The sequence below is a fragment of the Lysobacter sp. H23M47 genome, assembly GCF_015209765.1.
In the GTDB taxonomy this organism is placed as follows: Bacteria; Pseudomonadota; Gammaproteobacteria; order Xanthomonadales; family Xanthomonadaceae; genus Novilysobacter; species Novilysobacter avium.
Genome location: NZ_CP063658.1, coordinates 2,446,409 through 2,463,491, shown reverse-complemented (window position 1 = coordinate 2,463,491; position 17,083 = coordinate 2,446,409). Strand labels below are relative to the sequence as shown.

The window sequence follows — 17,083 nt, the reverse complement described above, 5'->3', positions numbered from 1 at the left end:
GCCCGCTCCCGACGCTCGCCGCCATGCCCTTCAACCTTGCCGCCCGCTCTCTGGTTTTCGCGATTTGCCTGGCTGCGGCCTCGCCAGCCGTTGCGCGGGAAGCCACGACGCCGACCATCGGCGAGCAACGCGAAGCGGTGCTGTTCTGGCCGCAGGCCCAGCGCGAAGCCGAGTTCCGCGACATGGGTGCGCGCTTCCCCAGCGACCGCGCGCAGGCCGGCCCGCATGTGCGCGAGTTGCCGGAGGGTGAAGCGCTGAGCCTGGCCGACGCGGGCAAGGGCCCTTGGCTGGACGGCTACATGGCCGAACACCACATCGCCGGCGTGATGGTCCTGCACAAAGGCCGCGTCCGCATGCAGCAGTACGCGCTCGACTTCGGCCCGACGCAGCGCTGGGAGTCGTTCTCGGTCGCCAAATCGGTGACCTCGGTCCTGCTCGGCATCGCGCTGCAGCAGGGCCAGATCGCCAGCCTGGACGACACCCTGGCCACCTATATCCCCGAACTCGCCGACAGCGCCTACGCCGACGTCACCGTGCAGCAGCTTTTGACGATGACGTCCGGGGTGAAGTGGAACGAGGACTACGCCGATGACCAGTCGGACGTGGCCCAGATGTATCGCGGCGCCTGCGTCGATGGGAAGGCCCACGTGCTGTCCTATCTGGCGCGCCTGCCGCGGCAATGGCCGGCCGGCAGCCACTGGAACTACAACACCGCCGAGACCGACCTGCTCGGGATCGTGGTCGAGCGCGCGACGCGTCGTTCGCTGGCGAGCTACCTGTCGGACACGATCTGGAAGCCCTACGGCATGGCTGCCGATGCGTTCTGGATCCGCGACGAGTGCGACGGCAGCAACACCGGCGGCAGCGGCCTGTCGGCAACGCTGGGCGACTACGCACGGCTGGGCCAGTTCATGCTCGAGGGCGGCCGCATCGATGGCGAGCCGGTGATCGCCGAGGCCTGGCTGCGCGGGGGAACCCGCGAGCAGGCCAGCACCGACGCGCCCGAGCGCGGCTACGGCTATCTGTGGTGGACTGATACCGACGGCAGCTACGCGGCGGTCGGCATCTTCGGCCAGATGGTGTACGTCGATCCGGCGCGCGAGCTGGTCATCGCACAGGTGGCGGCGTGGCCGAAGGCGACGTCCAACGAGCTGGTCGCCGCGCGGCGCGAGCTGGTCGAGCGAGTGAAGCGGGCCATCGACGCGGAATAAGCAGCGGGCGACGGTCGATGAAGCGGATCAGGGTGCGTCGATCTCGTAACCCAGCGCGCGCAGCCGGGCCACGTAGCCGTCCGGTGCCATCAGGTCTTCCAGAGGCAGCACGGCAAAGGTGGTCGCATTTGTTGCCAGCGACGCTTCGGCCATCCGCAACCATTCGTCGCGGATGCTGGCGCGGATGTCGGGGATGCCCCACTTGCGCGAAAACTCCGCGTTGGAGAACACGTCCGCGCAGGTGTTATTGCGCCGACCCAACTGGTCGAAGCTGATCTGCTTGAGGTCTCCGGTTGCCCATCCGTTGGCGTTGGTGATCATTCGGGGCAGCAACCGGTCGATCGCATCCAGGGTCGCTTCCAGGCACGCCGAATCGTTGAGCGACATCCTGCGGACATCCTTGATCGCCGCCGCCGGGTCGTCGATTTTCACGGTGACCTTCGGAATGGATTCCTTGATGGACTGGGCCTGGATCACCGCGCGGATGGGGGGGTTGACGATTTTAGCTGGGCCGAGGCCTGCCTCACGAATGGCGGCGGTGAATAGCTCCTGCGCCGCCACCATCGGACGCTTCCGTTCGATCCCGCGGTCGCGCGGCAGGTAGCGCTGCTTCGCGGCAGTCCAGCGCGCATAGAGCTCCGGGGAAAGCACGTCCGCCAACTTCGCGCCGTCCGGATTCTTCTCCGCTTTCAGCATCCCGTAACCCAGAGAGAGCTTGCGGAAAAAGCCGACGTCGGCGTCGACCACGAAGTGCGGTCGCCACAACACTTCCTGCGACTGGCCGACCAGGTCGACCACCGAGTCGGCATTCCAGGTCATGGCCTCGGGGAGCGGTGAGAGTACGCCCAGGATCCAGAGGTCGTGCTCGCCCTTGGAGATGCGCCACAGCCCCGGCCCGGGCTGCGGGCCGCTCACGGTGACCGCGTCCAGGTTGATGATTCCTGCCGGCGCCGGCGCGGGGTGGGTCGTGCTGGTCGGGGCAAGGGGCTGCGTGCTGGTCTGCGCCGCAGTCGCCCAAGGAAGGGCGAGTAGAGCCGTCAAAACGCCGGCCCCAATGAGCTTCCTGATCATCATCGCGTTTCGATCCGTCGAATTGGGAAGCGCATCCTAGGGCGCGCCCGCGCAGAATGTGTTCGATTTTCGTAACGAGTGCCGGGACGTTGACATGGCCCTTGGCAAGCACCCGGAGAAAATGATGACCGATCCACGGATGGGCGAGGAAAACAATCCCATGCCGTTTGACGGCAAGCAGATGATCTACGGTGGCTTTACCCCGGTCGTGTCGCTTGCTCGAAGCAATCCGACGTCCTCCTAGGTGCGTGACGTCAAACGGGTGGCCGAGATAAACGGTGACACGGGATCGCTGGCGGGAAACGTCTCCTCCAGCGCCTCGTCCTGGTTGTCGCTGTTGTGTTGTTTTGGATCGGGTTCCCTCACCGGCGGTTCCCGCTCGCTATCGGGCTCGGTCACGGGTGCATCCGGGCCCGTCCCCGGCAAAGGCGGGTCCTTGCGATCGTCATTGGGCAGGCGGCTCATCGGCATCTCCGTGATCAGGCGGACTCCTACCCTTGCGCAGATCCCGTTATCGCGCCGTGGACAGCTCGGCCACAGGGCGCTGGCCGGGCCGTGCGCGCCGACGTACCCGTTGCTGCAGGCACCAGCGCACGTGGTCGTCAGCATGTTGCGGACGATGATCCCGGTGTTGGCCAGGGATCGGAAATGGCCGACCCCTTGGCTGGTGTCGCCACCGCCGGCGTTGTACGGGCTGCCGTCGGCCCAGTCCCAGTCGTATTGGTAGCTGCCACTGCCCAGCCCGACATCGACCTGGGCGATCACGTTGGCGCGCGCGTTGAACAGGGCGCCGGACGCGCAGTCGCGTTTGTTGGTCATGAAGCAGTGGACCTGATCGCGCGAGCCTGCGGTGATCGTGTAGAAGCGGATGCCGGTATAGCTGGCCGGCATGGTGCGCATGCTGCCGCTCCCGCTGCCGGTCCAGCGGTTGTAGCCGTACCAGGTGACGCCGGTGCTGGGATACAGGCCGAAGGTGTAGTGGTTGTAGGGATAGACGTAGGCTTCGGCGTTGCAGGTCGGTGCCAGCGGCGACTGATAACCGGTAAAGCGGCAGGTCTGGAGGCCGCGGATGCCGCCGGCAATGTTGACGAAACGGCGGACGCTGCCTTGGTAGCCGTGCTACTTGATCATCGCCAGCGCCATCGACGAGCCCAGCGAGTGGGCAACGACATCGACCTGGGACTTACCGGTGTAGGCCTTAACAGCATCAATAAAGGTTTTCAGCTGGTTGTAGGTCCACGGCTCGTGGTAGTTGGCCTGCGGATTGCTGCGCTCCACATCCGACAGGTAGGTCACGCCGAACAGTTCGCAGTCGTTGTAGCCGGCCGCCTTGAGCTCCTGGTAGACCGACCGGGCCGGTTTGGCATACCCGGCGACAGCGGCGGTGGGCATGTCGAAGCTGGTCGCGCTGTCACCGTTGCCGTGGATGAAGACCACTGGCGTCCGGGTGGCGGTGCAGTTGCCGCCGCCGAAACCTCCGTATCCGGCACCGGGCTTGAAGCCACCGGCGTACTGCGTCGCCGGCGTGCAGGTGTAACCGTTGTTGCTGGTGCACTGCAGCGCGTCGGCCGGGAGGGCCCAGAGAGCGCCGACCGCGCACGCGGCCAGAACGAGGAGGAAGCGGGTGCAACGACTCGGACGGAGGCTGAAACCGACGTTGGAACGGCGCATGGCGTACTCCAGAAGTGTGCGGTTGTCGCTCGATCCTGCTACGCCAGCTGTGCGGCCACCACTGTACGAAAGGGCGTTTTCGTGCCGGATTCGGCGAAAGACCTTTCGCCGGACTTTTCGTGAACGCTTCGCATGACCCTGACATTTCTTGCACGCGGTCACGACGCGGGCGGTGTCAATTTCGTTTGCACCAGCGGCGCTGCCGCGGCCAACCGAACGAGGACATACCGATGACGAAGGACCCCAACGAAACCCGTGACATGAACCGCGATCCGATTACCAAGACCCCCGGCTCACACCCGGTCGGCGTGGGTGTCGGCGGCGTCGGCGGTGCAGCAGCAGGTGCCGGCATCGGCGCACTGTTTGGCCCGATCGGCATGCTGGTGGGCGGCGCGGTCGGCACGCTGGCTGGCGCGAGCGCCGGCAAGAGCGTTGCCGAGAGTATCGACCCGACCGGCGAACACGATTATTGGCGCAACGAATACAGCAACCGTCCTTACGCCAACCCGCAGTACAACTACGACGACGATTACGCGCCGGCCTACGAGTACGGCAACACCGTGCGCAGCCAGTACGCCGATCGCAAGTGGGACGATTCGCTGGAGCAGGACATCCGCAGCGGCTGGGAAAAGGCCAAGGCCAAGTCGCGACTGTCCTGGGAAGAGGCCAAGGACGCCACCCGCGATGCATTTGATCGCAGCGACCGCACCTACCGCACCTACGGCGCGACGGACAATTACTACCGCGACCAGTACAAGAACGCCGTTTACTACAAGCACGAGTACGACTACGACAACGATTACCGGCCTGCCTACCGCTATGGCACGCAGGCTCGCAGCGCACATCCGAACCGCGAGTGGGACGACAACCTCGAAGCCGAGTTGGGCAACCGCTGGGACAACGCCAAGTCCACGTCACGCATGGGCTGGAACGAGGCCAAGCACGCGGTCCGCGATGCGTGGCACAACGTCGAACGCGCCCTGCCGGGCGACTTTGATGGCGACGGCCGCTGATCCAGTGAGCTGATCATCCGGCTCCCCGTTTCCGGGCGGGGGGCCTTCTGCACATCAGGAGGTGTTCAAGATGCCCCGCGGAGACAAGTCGAGCTATACCGACAAGCAGAAGCGCCAGGCTGACCACATCGAAGAAAGCGAGAAAAAGGAAGGCAAGAGCGAGAAGGAAGCCGAACGCATCGCCTGGGCCACCGTCAACAAGCAGGACGGAGGCGGCAAAAAGGGCGGTGGTTCGAAAAGCGGTGACTGAAGCTTGCTGAGCGCCGGCATTGGTCCGGCATCTGAGGAGCAGCGCGGTGGGTAATGACGTAACGCCGCTGGAGTGGGGCCGCCTGTTGTTTGGACCGTATCCCCCGCTTTTCTACGCGGAAATTGCAGTTCGCATCCTGATGTTGATTGCGCTGCTGCTGCTGGTTGTCCACATTCTTGGCAAGCGCGGCCAACAGAACCTCAGCCCGATGCAGCAATTGCTGATGGTGGCGCTGGGATCCGCGGCGGGCGACGTGATGCTTTATCCCGAGATATCCATCGGCTACGCGGCGATGGTACTGGTTGGCGTCACGGGCCTGACGATCGCCATCGAGAAGTCGGCCAGCCACTCGCGCAAGTTCCGCGACTATCTGGAATCACGCCCCTGCGTGCTGGTCCAGGACGGCGAGATCGACATGGCGACCTTGAAGCGCGAGCGCACCACGCGTCGCGAGCTCTACGCCATCCTCCGCCAGAACGGCGCGAGAGCGTTGTCCCAGGTCGAACTGGCGATCCTGGAGGTCACCGGTGAAATCACCGTCGTCCTGAACGACTCCAAGCCCGGGAAACGCGACCTCATTGATTACCTGCGCGTTCCGGGTGGCAAGGATCCACCGGCGACAGCGAAACCGGGCGTTCCGGCAGACCGTGTGGATGCGCATTCGTAGCTGACCCCGCATCACCGCCATTTCACCGCAGCCATTCCAGTGTTGGCGGGCGCGTCCGCGCCGTTGCCCATCAGTCCGATCTATCACCCCAACCATTACGGAGACCCCCATGGCAGACGACATCCTCAAAACCCTGAAGGAAGAACACGACCATCTGCGCGACCTGTTCAAGAAGATGGAAGACACCACCGAGCGCGCCGAAAAAGGACGGATGGAGTTGCTTGAAAAGATCAAGCAGGGCCTGATTCCGCATGCGGTGTGGGAGGAAGAAGTCTTCTATCCGGAGTTCAAGAAGCGCGCCGACCGCGATGGGCGCAAGACCCACGCCGAAGCGGTGGCCGAGCACCGTGCCGTGGAGTTGCGCGTGCTTCCCGACCTGGAAGCCGCGTCGCCGACCACCACCGAGTTCGCCGGCCGGGCCAAGGTGTTGGGCGAGTTCGTTGACCACCACGCCACCGAGGAAGAAGACACGATGTTCAAGATGGCGCGGTCCATGTTCAGCACCGAGGAACGTGCGCAGCTGGACGCGCAGTACAAGGAATGGAAAGGCACGCCGGCGGCCGCCAAGGCCGTGGAGAAGGCGCTGCGCAAGGGCGCCGAGGCCAACAAGACCAACCCGCCGCCGGCCGGCTGATTGGGGGTGCCGTGCGACCGCGAGGTCGCACGGTTCTTCAACCACCCACCATTGCTTTTTGCTGGTGTACTAATCCTCCAGCAACCTCCGGTAGCCCTCCAGCCCGAGCCGCTCAAGCCGGGCGATATTGCGCTCGACAATTTCCTCCGGGTCCGGGAACGCCTCCACCGCTCGGTCGATGCTCTCCTCGCGCAGCAGGTGCAGCATCGGGTAGGGCGAGCGGTTGGTGCAATTGGCAACGTCGTCGAAGTCGCTGCCTGCGAACCGGTAGTCCGGATGGAAGCTCGCCACCTGGATCTCGCCCTCCAGTCCCAGGGCATCGATCGCGGCGTCGACCTGGTCGAGGAAATCGTTGTAGTCGGCAAAATCGGCGAGCACCCGGGGGTGGATCAGCAGGGTCGTATCGACCACCTCCGGATCCGCCTCGTGCAGCCACAGCAGCTCATCGGCCAGGTCGGCCAGCAGCGCATCGGGCGTATCCGCCTCGCTGACCACGTAGCGGATCTGGTCCTTCACCTGCACCGCCTTGGCGAACGGGCACAGGTTCAGGCCGATCACCGCGCGCTGCAGCCAGCGACGGGTCGCGGCAATCGGGTCCTCGGCAGGCATGCACTCAGTCGCGGAAGTTGTCGAACTGCAGCGGACGCTCGAACTCGCCGCCCTTCAGCAGCGCCATCGCGGCCTGCAGGTCATCGCGCTTCTTGCCGTTGACACGCAGCTTGTCGCCGTTGATCTGGCTGTCGACCTTGATCTTGGATTCCTTCAGCGCGGTCTGGATCTTCTTGGCCAGTTCGCGCTCGATGCCCTGCTTGACGCTGATCTTCTGCCGCGCACCGGCCAGGTTCGTCTCGATGTCGCCAAACTCCAGGCAGCGCGCGTCGATGCCGCGGGCGATCAGTCGCGCGCGCAGGATGTCGGTCATCTGCTGCAGCTGGAAGTCGCTGGGTGCCGACATCGAGATCACCTCGTCCTCCAGGCTGAAACTGGCGTCCACGCCCTTGAAGTCGAAGCGCGTGGTCAGCTCACGGCTGGCCTGGTCGACCGCGTTGGTGAGTTCGTGGTTGTCGACTTCGGAGATGACGTCGAAGGAAGGCATTGCGGTACTCCGTGGGTGGAAGCAGGCGTGGGGTGGAAGCAGGCGTGAGGTGCAGCCAGGTTTGTAGCGATCAAGGGTAGCGCAGACGCCGTCGCGCACGCCGGGCCCCGCCGCGCGGGTTGGTGATCGTCGCTGCGGACAGGCGGGTCTACACTGGCCAACCCACGCCGATGCGAGCCATTCCATGCTCAAGACCCCCGCCTACGCCGCCCCCGACGGCCAGTCGCCGCTGGCGCCCTTCACCATCGAGCGCCGCGAGCCGCGTGCCGGCGAGGTGCTCATCGACATCGCGTATTGCGGTGTCTGCCACTCCGACCTGCACCAGGTGCGCGCGCAGTGGGGCGGCAACGGGATCTTCCCGATGGTGCCCGGCCACGAGATCGTCGGACGCGTCGCCCAGGTGGGCGAGGGCGTGGAGCGGTTCAAGGTCGGCGATGCGGTGGGAGTGGGCTGTTTCGTCGATTCCTGCCGCCACTGTGCGCAGTGCAAGGCCGGCGAGGAGCAGTACTGCGTCGAAGGCATGACCGGGACCTACAACTCCCGTGAGCGCGATGACGGCTCGCCGACCTACGGCGGCTATTCGACGCGCATCACCGTGAGTCAGGATTTCGTGCTGGACATCCCCGACGCGCTGCCGCTGGACCGCGCCGCACCCCTGCTGTGCGCCGGCATCACGACCTATTCGCCGCTGCGCCAGTTCGGCGTCCGCGCGGGTCACGACGTGGCGGTGGTGGGCTTGGGCGGCCTGGGCCACATGGCGGTCAAGCTGGCGGCGGCGATGGGCGCCCGGGTGACCGTGCTCAGCACCTCCGAGTCCAAGCGCGAGGCGGCGCTGGAGCTGGGCGCGCACGACTTCGAGGCGACCCGCGAACCGGGCACGTTCAAGAAGCTCGCGCGCCGCTTCGACCTGATCATCGATACGGTCTCCGCCCCCCACGACTACAACGCCTACCTCGGCCTGCTGAAGTTCGACGGCTCGATGGTGCTGCTGGGCATCCCCGACGAGCCGGTACCGGTTGCGGCGGGCGCGTTGATCATGCAGCGGCGCAAGCTCTCGGGCTCGCTGATCGGCGGCATCCGCGAGACCCAGGAGATGCTCGACTTCTGCGCCGAGCACGGCATCGCGGCGGATATCGAGCTGATGAACATCGACCAGATCGAGACCGCCTACGAGCGCATGCTCAAGGCGGACGTGCGCTACCGCTTCGTCATCGACATCGCCAGCCTGCGCGAATGACCGCGGCCGCTGCGCCGACGCCGGTGTTGCGTCCATGACGGGGGCGCTCCCGGTCCGGGTGCCGGCGCCGGTGATGATGCTGCTGGCAGTGGCGACGTTTGCATTCATGGACGCCGGATTGAAGGCATTGGCCGGGACCTATCCGGCGATGCAGGTCGCGGCGCTGCGCGGGGCAGCCTCGCTGCCCTTCATCCTGGTCTGGGTGATGGCGACAAGCGGCCTGCGCCCGTTGCTGCGGGTGCGCTGGCCCTTGCATCTGCTGCGCGGCGCGATCGGTATTGGCATGACCGCATCGTTTGCGTTTGCGCTGCGCACCCTGCCGCTGACCACGGGCTACTCGATCTACTTCGTGGCCCCGCTGCTGATCACGGCGTTGTCGGTGCCCGTGCTGGGCGAGAAGGTGGGGCCGCGGCGATGGACCGCGATTGCCATCGGCATGGTCGGGATGCTGGTGCTGCTGCGACCGAGCGGCGAGGGCATGTTCAGCTGGGCGGCGCTGGCCGTGCTGCTGGCGGCGACCGGCTACGCGGTCAGCGCGATCACGGTGCGGGTGCTGGCACGCACGGACTCGAATGCCTCGATGATCGTGTGGCTGCTGGTGATGCTGTCCATCGGCGCCGGTGCGCTGGCGTGGCCCAACTGGGTGCCGCTGCGGGCCGAACATGCGTGGATCATCGTGGGAACCGGACTCGCAGGCGCGATCGGCCAGTACGCGATCACCGCGGCATTCCGCTCCGGCTCCGCATCCCTGCTGGCACCGCTGGAGTACACCGGCTTGGTATGGGTCGTGCTGCTGGACGTCACCATCTGGGGCGTGTTGCCGGACGCGATCACCTGGCTGGGGGCGGGCATCATCGTTGCCAGCGGGCTTTACATGCTGCGCCGCGAGCGCGTGCGCGCGGAAGACACACACAACGACGGGCCCGAAGGCCCGCCGCGGATCATGCGCTGACGCCGGGACCCCGACGGTCCGGAACGGCAGCGGCACGATCAACCCATAACGAATGGATCGGTCTTTTCCGGGAACGCCTTAGAAGCGCACGCCCAGACCCAGACCGACCACGACCGGGTCCAGCTTGGCATTGCCGACCTTGTCGCCGTTGACCTTCACGTCGGAATCGCCGTGCAGGTAACGCAGGTCGGCGCGGGCGAACCAGCTCGGGCTCAGGGTCACGTCAAGGCCGGCGGTCGCCATGGCACCCTTGGCGGTCTCCACGCCGATGCGCTGGCCGGCGAGCGGGCCGGTCGGCTCGGGCGTCTCGTTGTCGAAGTTGCTCTCGTAGTAACCCAGGCCCAGGAACGGACGCACGATCTGCTCGCTGTTGCCGAAGTGGTACTGGGCGCTCAGGGCATACGGCTGCGACTCAACGCTGCCGATCTTGTAGTTGTTGGCGTCGCGCACGCGGTGGTCGAACTTGTCCGCCGCGCCCCAGGCCTCGACGGCGAAATTCTCGTGGAAGTACCAGCTCGCGCTCAGGGTCGCGGCGGTGCCGCCGTCGAACTGCGTGCTCGCGCCGGCAATGGTGGGATCGCTGGTCGGCTCGCTGACGGCAAAGCCGCCCACCACGGCGAAACGCTTGGCGTCATTGGTCGAATCGACATTGCTGTCCTGGGCGAAGGCGGCCGGGGCAATGGCCAGGGCGCCCAACAGGGCAAGACTGAGGTGGCGGAAACGGATCATGGGGAACTCTCCAAGCTTCTTTTGACTTGTGGGGGAACCGACCGGTTGCCCGGCAGGCGTGGCCACCCTAGCCACCGGAAAATGAATGCGGCTTGTGCGAGCCGACCCGTCCCGCGGAACTTTCACCAATGACGACGGCGGAACGATGCCGCGCGCGTGCCGGAGCACGGGTGAAAGGCGCGTTGACGTCGATTTTACCGACGAATAGCGATGATAATCAGTGACTTGCGACACTCGCGCGGAGTGGTTGCGGGCAGGCAACGGTCTTGTCGTCAAAGTGCACCCGACAGCTGAACAGATCCCGAGCCGCCAGCCGCGCCGCGGTCGCTGGCCTGTGCCCACGTCGATGCCGAGTCCGAAAAGAGTCGCTGGCGACACGGCGGCACTATTGGCGCCTCCCGCCGCCAGCGGCCACAATAGGGTTTTGGTGCTAGTCGGAGCCGCACATGGCTGAGTTGAAGGAAGCGCGCGTCCCGGATATCGGCGGATACGATGGCGTGCCGGTGATCGAGGTGCTCGTCGCGGTCGGCGATACGGTGCAGCTGGACCAGGGCCTGGTCACGCTGGAGTCCGACAAGGCGACGATGGAGGTTCCTTCCCCGTTTGCCGGCGTGATCCGCGAACTGAAGGTGGCCGTGGGCGATGAGATCGCCGAAGGCAGCGTGGTCGCGATGATCGAGCCGGAAGCTGCAGGCGAGTCCGCCGGCGCGGAGCAGGACGCGGCAAAGGAAGACGGCACGCCTGCTTCCGGATCTGCGGCCAAGGGCACGGCTGATGCCGAGCCGCCGCGCGCGCAGCCCGCTGCCGCCTCCGAGGAGACACGCACTGCGGAAACCGCCACGGCCGTGGAGCCTGACCACGTCGGCACTCCCAACAAGCTGGCGCAGCGTGAAATCGCCCGCGCTGGCGACGATGCCTCCGGCGAAGCAGCCGCCGCTGATGATGCCGCCGGCCCGCATTCCCCGCCGGTGAGCTTCGACGCCGACGAGCTGCTGCCGGGCAAGGTGCCCTACGCCAGCCCCGCCGTGCGCCTGTTCGCGCGCGAGCTCGGCGTGGACCTGATGCAGGTCGAGGGCAGCCAGCGCGGCGGCCGGATCAACAAGGACGACGTGCAGAAGTTCGTCAAGCAGGCGATGCAGTCGGGTGGCGCCCCCGCGGCGGCCCCCGGTGCCGGCGGTGCCGGCCTGAGCCTGCTGCCGTGGCCGAAGGTCGACTTCGCGAAGTTCGGGCCGGTCGAGACCCGCGAACTGAGCCGGATCGAGAAGATCTCCGGGGCGAACCTCTCGCGCAACTGGGCGATGATCCCGCACGTCACCCAGTTCGAAGACGCCGACATCACCAGGCTGGAAAAGCTGCGCGTCGAGCTCAACATGGAAAACGAGCGCGCCATCGCCAAGGGCGGCGCGACCAAGCTGACGATGCTGGCGTTCCTGATGAAGGCCAGCGTCAGTGCCTTGAAGCAGTTCCCCGACTTCAACGCCTCGCTGGATGCGACCGGCGAGAACCTTGTCCTCAAGCAGTACTTCCACATCGGCTTCGCGGCCGATACGCCCAACGGGCTGGTGGTGCCGGTGGTGCGCGATTGCGACACCAAGGGCGTGATGGAGATCGCCATGGAAACCGGCGAGCTGGCCGCCAAGGCGCGCGAGGGCAAGCTGGGGCCGGCGCAGATGAGCGGTGGCTGCTTCACCATCAGCTCGCTGGGCGGCATCGGCGGGACCAAATTCACCCCGATCGTGAATGCGCCGGAAGTGGCCATCCTGGGCGTGTCGCGCGCATCCATGCAGCCGGTCTGGAACGGCGAGAAGTTCAAGCCGCGCCTGATGCTGCCGCTCTCGCTGAGCTACGACCACCGCGTCATCGACGGTGCTGCGGCCGCGCGATTCACCACCTACCTTGCCCAGTTGCTGGCGGACATGCGGCGGGTGCTGCTGTGATGCGAGCCGCGCTCGCACTGGCCGCGCTACTGGCCGTCTCGCCCTTGGCGCTGGCCAAGAGCGAGTGTCAGATCGATCTCGGGCAGGGCTGGCCGCCGGCCACACGCAACCACGGCACCGCGGTGGAAGCGCTGTTTGCCGCCGGCGATACGCCGGTATTGAGCCTGGTGCGGTTGCCCCCGCGCGGCAAGGAGACCGGCGTGATGCTGGTGCGCTCGGCCAATGGCCAGACGTGGACGGTTCGCTCCGCAGTCGCCGCCGAGCGCGTGGACGCGATGACCACGATTCCCGGCGGCATCGAGCGCACGCTCAAGGTCGACAAGCCGGCGAAGGTGCGCGAGTCCGTCATGCCGGCAGCGCTGGCCGAGCGCGTGGTCGCCTCGTGGGGACGCGCGCTGAGCGCGGTCGTTCCCGAAGACCGCGCCGCCGCCTTCCAGGAAAACGAATTGCTGGTGTTCGCCGTCAATGACCGCCGCGTCAGCGGCACCGAGCCGAGCTGCGGTCCCAGCCGTCTGCTCGCCCGTCAGGCGCAGGTGCTCATTGACGCGGCCGACTCCAAGGACAAGCACCTGCCCAAGCGCTGGAGCGCGCTGGTCAAGCTGCTCGACCAACTCGACACCCAGCTCGCCACCGCCCCTTAAGCGGAGGCGAGCGCCGGGCAAATCCCACACCGTGGCCGCCCGCCGGGCGCCCGGGTCCCGCTACCGTCGCTGCACCCCTGCAGGTGCGCGACCCCAGGAGGCACAGGCATGGCAAAGATCGAGATCAAGGTTCCCGACATCGGCGACTACGACGGCGTACCCGTTATCGAGGTCCTCGTGGCGGTGGGCGATACCGTGGAGGTCGACCAGGGCCTGGTCACGCTGGAATCGGACAAGGCCACCATGGAGGTGCCCTCCAGCGCCGCCGGCGTGATCAGCGAGTTGCACGTCAAGGTGGGCGACACGGTCGCCGACGGCGCGGTGATCGCGGTGCTCGAAACCGCCGACGCCGGGGCGACGGGGGACAAGCCGGCCGCAAACGCCGAGGAGGCCGGCGCCGCCGCCCCCGCAAAACAGGACCAGGCTGCCAAGGCCACAAGCGACAAGACCACAAGCGACAAGACCACAAGCGACAACGCTGCGAGCAAAAAGGACGCCGACGACAAGGCTGACGCCGGAGACGAAAAACCGGACAAATCGCCATCGGGTGGGCGCGGTCCGGCGAGCACCGATGACGCCGCAGGCAAACACGCCGCCCAGGGCCCCCAGCCGGCAGCAGCGAGCGGACGCAAGGCCGATGTCGAGTGCGCGATGCTGGTGCTGGGCGCCGGTCCCGGCGGCTACACGGCCGCGTTTCGCGCTGCCGATCTCGGCCTGGATACCGTGCTGGTCGAGCGCTATCCGGATCTGGGTGGCGTCTGCCTCAACGTCGGCTGCATCCCCTCCAAGGCGCTGCTGCATGCCGCAGCGGTGATCGATGGCGCCAGCCAGGCCGACGAGATGGGCATCGCGTTCGGCAAGCCGAAGATCACTCTCGACAAGCTGCGCGACTACAAGAACAAGGTCGTCGGCCAGCTCACCAAGGGGCTGGGTGGCATGGCCCGCCAGCGCAAGGTCAAGGTGATTACCGGCGTTGGCCGCTTCCTCTCTGCCAATGAGCTGGAAGTCACCGGCGATGACGGCAAAACCCAGCTGGTGGCCTTCCGCCAGTGCGTGATCGCCGCCGGTAGCCAGGCCGTCAAACTGCCCGGCTTCCCCTGGGACGACCCGCGGGTAATGGATTCCACTGACGCGCTGGAACTGGCCGATGTGCCAAAGCAGCTGCTGGTCGTGGGCGGCGGCATCATCGGGTTGGAGATGGCGACCGTCTACAGCGCCTTGGGCAGCGCGGTCACCGTAGTCGAGTTCATGGACCAGTTGATGCCCGGCACCGACAAGGATCTGGTCAAGCCGCTGGCGGACCGGCTGAAGAAGCAGGGCGTGGAAATCCACCTGCAGGTCAAGGCCGCCGGCGTGGACGCGCAGAAGAAGGGCCTCAAGGTCAGCTTCGAGTCGGCTCAGGACGGCGGCAAGGCACCGGATGCGCAGGTGTTCGATCGCGTGCTGGTCGCGGTAGGCCGCGCGCCCAACGGCGGCAAGCTGGACGCGGAGAAAGCCGGCGTCAAGGTCACCGAGCGTGGCTTCATTCCGGTTGATCGGCAGATGCGCACCACCGCGTCGCACATCTTCGCCATCGGCGATCTGGTCGGCAATCCGATGCTCGCCCACAAGGCCACCCACGAGGCCAAGCTGGCCGCAGAAGTCGCCTCGGGTGCCCAGAAGGAGTGGGTCGCGCGGGTGATCCCGTCGGTCGCCTACACCGATCCGGAAATCGCCTGGGTCGGCGTCACCGAGAACGAGGCCAAGGCGCGAGGCCTCAAGGTGGGGGTGGGCAAGTTCCCGTGGGCGGCCTCGGGCCGGGCGATCGGCATCGGCCGCACCGACGGCTTCACCAAGCTGCTGTTCGACGAGGCCAGCGGCCAGGTCATCGGCGGCGGCATCGTCGGCGTGCACGCGGGCGAACTCATCGCCGAGATCGCGCTGGCGATCGAGATGGGCTGCGAGGTCGGCGACATCGCCCACACCATCCATCCCCACCCGACCCTGTCGGAATCGGTCGCCATGGCGGCGGAGATGTTCGACGGCACCATCACCGACCTCTACGCGCCGAAAAAGAAGGCCTGAGCGCCGCGCGGACAAGAGGAAGCCCCGGCGGATCAGGCCGGGGCTCCGGACCCGCCGCTGCCGTTTGCCTTGACGAGGAGAGAGGGGCGACGGGGTGTCGAGGATATTGACCTGTGGCGCATCGCAAGGTTCCCCGGACGCGCAAATAATGGCGCCCCGCTTCGGGTCGGTTCAGCTGACGGATGCTGAACAGGACCCGGCAGTTGCCGCCGACGTCCGCGCAACCTATAATTCGGCGGCTTCATTGGGCGTTTATCTGCCCGCCCTCCAAAACCGACGAGCCGAGCGTGCACGATCCAATGTCCGCAGGCCGCCGGTTGGCGTTTCGCGCGATCGCCTTTCAGGCGGGCGCAACAGCGTTGACCGCGTTGGCCTTCCTTGCCCACGGTGCGCAGTCCGCACTGGCGGCATTGGTGGGCGGTTCCGCTCTGGTCGCCGGTGGAGGTCTGGCGGCGCTGGTGGCGCTGGGCGGGGGTGTCAAGCCGGCAGGCTCGGTCCTCGGCCTGATGCTCGCCGGTGTGCTGGTGAAGTGGTTGGTGGTGTTTGCAGTCCTCGCGGTTGGTCTGGCGGGGTTCCAGTTGCCGCCGCTGCCGATGCTGGTAGCGGTCGTGGCAACCATGCTGGCCTACGTGCTGGCTCAAATCCTGAATCGAGAAGGTGTCCTTCGTGAGTGAACAGACCGGCTCTGGCGGCCTGAACGAATACATCCAGCACCACCTGCAGCAGAACACGATCGATCTGGGCGGCTTTGCCTTCCACATCGACACGTGGGTCGTGTCGCTGGTGTGCGGCCTGATATTCATCGGATGGTTCGGCTTCTACGCGCGCAAGGCGACCTCCGGGGTGCCCTCCAAAGGCCAGGCCTTTGTCGAGATGGCGATGGAGTTCGTCGACAACCAGGTGAAGGACAACTTCCACGGCGACCGCAGCTCGATCACGCCGCTGGCGATCACGATCTTCATGTGGGTCGTGCTGATGAACGGCATGGACCTGCTGCCGCTGGACACGCCCGGGGTGGCGATCCAAGCCGTCGCCGGCGCTGACGTCGCCGCGCACACGTTCTTCCGCTGGGTCCCGACCGCGGATCTGAATACCACCGCGGCCATGTCCGTCGTCGTGTTCTTCCTGATCCTCTACCACTCGCTCAAGGCCAAGGGCGGCTTCGGCTTCGGCAAGGAATTGCTGACCTCGCCGTTCGCGGCCGAGAACCCGGTGACCCGCGCAGTGCTGATGCCGGCCAACCTGGGCCTCAACATCATCGAGTACTGCGTCAAGCCGGTGTCACTGGCCATGCGACTGTTCGGCAACATGTACGGTGGCGAGCTGGTGTTCATGCTCATCGCCGGACTGCTGGGCGGCGGGCTGTTGATGTTCGTTCCCGGCGTGATCTTCAACCTCGCCTGGGCGATCTTCCACATCCTGATCGTGCTGCTGCAGGCCTTCATTTTCATGATCCTCTCGGTCGTCTACATCGCTGGCGCCTACGAGAGTCACTGATCGCGTCATCGCTCCACGTTGCACCGCTTTTCACCGCTTCATCCTTCCGCCAATCCAAACCAAACGTTTCAGTAGGAGAAAACCATGGAATTTATCGCCAGTGTGCAGGGCCTGACCGCGATCGCGATCGGCATGATGGTCGGTCTGGGCTCGATCGGCGCGTGCCTCGGCATCGCCATCATGGGCGCCAAGTTCCTCGAGTCGGCGGCGCGCCAGCCCGAGCTGGTGCCGATGCTGCAGGGCCGCATGTTCCTGCTGGCCGGCCTGATCGACGCCGCGTTCATCATCGCGTTGGCCGTAGGCCTGCTGTTCGCCTTCGGCAACCCGCTGCTTGCCGCACTGAACGCCGGTTGATCGACCTGCTTGAATCCGCGTGCCCGGAGTTCCGGGCGCGCTTCCCGGGCGCCCGCGCC

The 17,083-nt window shown here is 66.2% G+C and carries 19 protein-coding genes; 13 read left to right on the top strand and 6 right to left on the bottom strand.

Annotated features, from left to right (window positions below; genetic code table 11):
- Nucleotides 1-23 precede the first annotated feature (23 nt).
- Nucleotides 24-1,211, top strand: coding sequence for a serine hydrolase (locus INQ43_RS11150; RefSeq protein ID WP_194036495.1), 1,188 nt, complete (start codon nucleotides 24-26; stop codon nucleotides 1,209-1,211).
- Between the two features lie 27 nt (nucleotides 1,212-1,238).
- On the opposite strand, the gene INQ43_RS11145 is transcribed toward INQ43_RS11150, so the two are convergent.
- The 3 genes from INQ43_RS11145 to INQ43_RS11135 all read right to left on the bottom strand — a co-directional run bounded on the left by INQ43_RS11145 (nucleotide 1,239) and on the right by INQ43_RS11135 (nucleotide 3,953).
- Nucleotides 1,239-2,285 (bottom strand): TraB/GumN family protein, encoded by a 1,047-nt coding sequence (locus INQ43_RS11145; protein ID WP_228062505.1) that lies wholly within the window; start codon nucleotides 2,283-2,285, stop codon nucleotides 1,239-1,241.
- A gap of 237 nt (nucleotides 2,286-2,522) precedes the next feature.
- On the bottom strand, nucleotides 2,523-3,182 hold the full coding sequence (locus tag INQ43_RS11140) for a hypothetical protein (RefSeq protein WP_194037699.1): 660 nt from the start codon (nucleotides 3,180-3,182) through the stop codon (nucleotides 2,523-2,525).
- Between the two features lie 219 nt (nucleotides 3,183-3,401).
- On the bottom strand, nucleotides 3,402-3,953 hold the full coding sequence (locus INQ43_RS11135) for a hypothetical protein (protein WP_194036493.1): 552 nt from the start codon (nucleotides 3,951-3,953) through the stop codon (nucleotides 3,402-3,404).
- Nucleotides 3,954-4,183: 230 nt separating this feature from the next.
- Here INQ43_RS11135 and INQ43_RS11130 point away from each other — a divergent pair, with 230 nt between their 5' ends.
- The 4 genes from INQ43_RS11130 (at nucleotide 4,184) to INQ43_RS11115 (ending at nucleotide 6,517) form a co-directional block, all read left to right on the top strand.
- A complete protein-coding gene (locus tag INQ43_RS11130) occupies nucleotides 4,184-4,966 on the top strand; it encodes a hypothetical protein (protein WP_194036492.1) in 783 nt (260 codons plus the stop codon).
- 70 nt (nucleotides 4,967-5,036) lie between these two features.
- A complete protein-coding gene (locus INQ43_RS11125) occupies nucleotides 5,037-5,216 on the top strand; it encodes a hypothetical protein (protein ID WP_194036491.1) in 180 nt (59 codons plus the stop codon).
- Nucleotides 5,217-5,262: 46 nt separating this feature from the next.
- Nucleotides 5,263-5,883 carry a YetF domain-containing protein gene (locus INQ43_RS11120; RefSeq protein ID WP_194036490.1) on the top strand — a complete coding sequence of 207 codons (621 nt, stop codon included), beginning with the start codon at nucleotides 5,263-5,265 and terminating at the stop codon, nucleotides 5,881-5,883.
- Between the two features lie 109 nt (nucleotides 5,884-5,992).
- Nucleotides 5,993-6,517 carry a hemerythrin domain-containing protein gene (locus INQ43_RS11115; RefSeq protein WP_194034312.1) on the top strand — a complete coding sequence of 175 codons (525 nt, stop codon included), beginning with the start codon at nucleotides 5,993-5,995 and terminating at the stop codon, nucleotides 6,515-6,517.
- 69 nt (nucleotides 6,518-6,586) lie between these two features.
- Here INQ43_RS11115 and INQ43_RS11110 read toward each other — a convergent pair whose 3' ends face one another.
- Together INQ43_RS11110 and INQ43_RS11105 are read right to left on the bottom strand one after the other, a co-directional pair.
- Entirely contained in the window at nucleotides 6,587-7,126 is a 540-nt protein-coding gene (locus INQ43_RS11110; protein ID WP_194034311.1) for a DUF1415 domain-containing protein, read from the bottom strand.
- Nucleotides 7,127-7,130: 4 nt separating this feature from the next.
- The gene (locus INQ43_RS11105) at nucleotides 7,131-7,613 is read right to left on the bottom strand and encodes a YajQ family cyclic di-GMP-binding protein (RefSeq protein ID WP_194034310.1); all 483 of its coding nucleotides are present in this window, start codon (nucleotides 7,611-7,613) and stop codon (nucleotides 7,131-7,133) included.
- 184 nt (nucleotides 7,614-7,797) lie between these two features.
- On the opposite strand from INQ43_RS11105, the gene INQ43_RS11100 reads away from it, so the two are divergent.
- The gene (locus INQ43_RS11100; protein ID WP_194036489.1) at nucleotides 7,798-8,850 is read left to right on the top strand and encodes an NAD(P)-dependent alcohol dehydrogenase; all 1,053 of its coding nucleotides are present in this window, start codon (nucleotides 7,798-7,800) and stop codon (nucleotides 8,848-8,850) included.
- Nucleotides 8,851-8,926: 76 nt separating this feature from the next.
- Nucleotides 8,927-9,802, top strand: a complete 876-nt coding sequence (locus INQ43_RS11095; protein ID WP_194037673.1) for a DMT family transporter — start codon at nucleotides 8,927-8,929, stop codon at nucleotides 9,800-9,802.
- A gap of 78 nt (nucleotides 9,803-9,880) precedes the next feature.
- On the opposite strand, the gene INQ43_RS11090 is transcribed toward INQ43_RS11095, so the two are convergent.
- Entirely contained in the window at nucleotides 9,881-10,531 is a 651-nt protein-coding gene (locus INQ43_RS11090) for an OmpW family outer membrane protein (RefSeq protein WP_194036488.1), read from the bottom strand.
- 446 nt (nucleotides 10,532-10,977) lie between these two features.
- Here INQ43_RS11090 and INQ43_RS11085 point away from each other — a divergent pair, with 446 nt between their 5' ends.
- From INQ43_RS11085 to atpE, 6 genes are all read left to right on the top strand, one after another.
- A complete protein-coding gene (locus tag INQ43_RS11085; protein WP_194036487.1) occupies nucleotides 10,978-12,468 on the top strand; it encodes a dihydrolipoyllysine-residue acetyltransferase in 1,491 nt (496 codons plus the stop codon).
- The gene (locus INQ43_RS11080) at nucleotides 12,468-13,109 is read left to right on the top strand and encodes a hypothetical protein (RefSeq protein WP_194036486.1); all 642 of its coding nucleotides are present in this window, start codon (nucleotides 12,468-12,470) and stop codon (nucleotides 13,107-13,109) included. The genes INQ43_RS11085 and INQ43_RS11080 overlap by 1 nt, the downstream gene beginning before the upstream one ends.
- 108 nt (nucleotides 13,110-13,217) lie before the next feature.
- The gene (lpdA, locus tag INQ43_RS11075; protein WP_194036485.1) at nucleotides 13,218-15,173 is read left to right on the top strand and encodes a dihydrolipoyl dehydrogenase; all 1,956 of its coding nucleotides are present in this window, start codon (nucleotides 13,218-13,220) and stop codon (nucleotides 15,171-15,173) included.
- Between the two features lie 182 nt (nucleotides 15,174-15,355).
- Nucleotides 15,356-15,847 (top strand): hypothetical protein, encoded by a 492-nt coding sequence (locus INQ43_RS11070; RefSeq protein ID WP_194036484.1) that lies wholly within the window; start codon nucleotides 15,356-15,358, stop codon nucleotides 15,845-15,847.
- The gene (gene atpB, locus INQ43_RS11065) at nucleotides 15,840-16,670 is read left to right on the top strand and encodes a F0F1 ATP synthase subunit A (protein ID WP_194034303.1); all 831 of its coding nucleotides are present in this window, start codon (nucleotides 15,840-15,842) and stop codon (nucleotides 16,668-16,670) included. The genes INQ43_RS11070 and atpB overlap by 8 nt, the downstream gene beginning before the upstream one ends.
- 84 nt (nucleotides 16,671-16,754) lie before the next feature.
- Entirely contained in the window at nucleotides 16,755-17,024 is a 270-nt protein-coding gene (gene atpE, locus INQ43_RS11060) for a F0F1 ATP synthase subunit C (RefSeq protein ID WP_193984612.1), read from the top strand.
- Nucleotides 17,025-17,083 lie beyond the last annotated feature (59 nt).

Coding starts and splice junctions, on each gene's coding strand:
- INQ43_RS11150 (WP_194036495.1), top strand. CDS start 24: ATGCCCTTCAACCTTGCCGCCCGCTCTCTGGTTTTCGCGATTTGCCTG.
- INQ43_RS11145 (WP_228062505.1), bottom strand. CDS start 2,285: ATGATGATCAGGAAGCTCATTGGGGCCGGCGTTTTGACGGCTCTACTC.
- INQ43_RS11140 (WP_194037699.1), bottom strand. CDS start 3,182: ATGCGCACCATGCCGGCCAGCTATACCGGCATCCGCTTCTACACGATC.
- INQ43_RS11135 (WP_194036493.1), bottom strand. CDS start 3,953: ATGCGCCGTTCCAACGTCGGTTTCAGCCTCCGTCCGAGTCGTTGCACC.
- INQ43_RS11130 (WP_194036492.1), top strand. CDS start 4,184: ATGACGAAGGACCCCAACGAAACCCGTGACATGAACCGCGATCCGATT.
- INQ43_RS11125 (WP_194036491.1), top strand. CDS start 5,037: ATGCCCCGCGGAGACAAGTCGAGCTATACCGACAAGCAGAAGCGCCAG.
- INQ43_RS11115 (WP_194034312.1), top strand. CDS start 5,993: ATGGCAGACGACATCCTCAAAACCCTGAAGGAAGAACACGACCATCTG.
- INQ43_RS11110 (WP_194034311.1), bottom strand. CDS start 7,126: ATGCCTGCCGAGGACCCGATTGCCGCGACCCGTCGCTGGCTGCAGCGC.
- INQ43_RS11105 (WP_194034310.1), bottom strand. CDS start 7,613: ATGCCTTCCTTCGACGTCATCTCCGAAGTCGACAACCACGAACTCACC.
- INQ43_RS11100 (WP_194036489.1), top strand. CDS start 7,798: ATGCTCAAGACCCCCGCCTACGCCGCCCCCGACGGCCAGTCGCCGCTG.
- INQ43_RS11095 (WP_194037673.1), top strand. CDS start 8,927: ATGCTGCTGGCAGTGGCGACGTTTGCATTCATGGACGCCGGATTGAAG.
- INQ43_RS11090 (WP_194036488.1), bottom strand. CDS start 10,531: ATGATCCGTTTCCGCCACCTCAGTCTTGCCCTGTTGGGCGCCCTGGCC.
- INQ43_RS11085 (WP_194036487.1), top strand. CDS start 10,978: ATGGCTGAGTTGAAGGAAGCGCGCGTCCCGGATATCGGCGGATACGAT.
- INQ43_RS11080 (WP_194036486.1), top strand. CDS start 12,468: ATGCGAGCCGCGCTCGCACTGGCCGCGCTACTGGCCGTCTCGCCCTTG.
- lpdA (WP_194036485.1), top strand. CDS start 13,218: ATGGCAAAGATCGAGATCAAGGTTCCCGACATCGGCGACTACGACGGC.
- INQ43_RS11070 (WP_194036484.1), top strand. CDS start 15,356: ATGCTGAACAGGACCCGGCAGTTGCCGCCGACGTCCGCGCAACCTATA.
- atpE (WP_193984612.1), top strand. CDS start 16,755: ATGGAATTTATCGCCAGTGTGCAGGGCCTGACCGCGATCGCGATCGGC.